A 416-nucleotide genomic window follows, 5' to 3' on the forward strand; every position below is an offset into this window, starting at 1 on the left:
ATCAATGCGTACTTAAACTGCTTGATGAAGAACGACATTTCATCCAGCATCGCGGCGTACATCTTGACCTGCTTGTCGGTCCATTTGCCACCGAACAGCTTTTCCCCCAGCTCGCGAGCCACCCCTTCCTGTGAGGCAGCACCATTCAGTGCCGCGTCGTCGGTGATACCCCACGCAAGAAGCTCTTCGCGACCGTCATACGCTCTCGGATCGAACCAGATGAGCTGCCCATTCGAGAGCTTCATGGTGCGGGCGTCACCCAGTGTCTTCCCCTCCTCTTCCGCCGGAAAAACGAAGGGCTGCGTCTCCCCGCCGTGCCTCAGGCCGAATAGGCCGCTACCCTTGTAGTGCTTCTGCTCCATGCGGGTCACAACGTCGATGCTATGTTCGGGCGTCCGGCATGCCGCAAAATCCTT

General features: G+C 58.2%; 1 protein-coding gene. It reads right to left on the bottom strand.

From position 1 onward, the window contains the following. A partial coding sequence (locus tag DID99_RS36955) for a hypothetical protein (protein WP_148094734.1) occupies positions 1–362 on the bottom strand: 362 nt, incomplete at its 3' end. Positions 363–416: the final 54 nt, after the last annotated feature.

This window comes from Burkholderia sp. Bp8986 (assembly GCF_003854225.1).
In the GTDB taxonomy this organism is placed as follows: Bacteria; Pseudomonadota; Gammaproteobacteria; order Burkholderiales; family Burkholderiaceae; genus Burkholderia.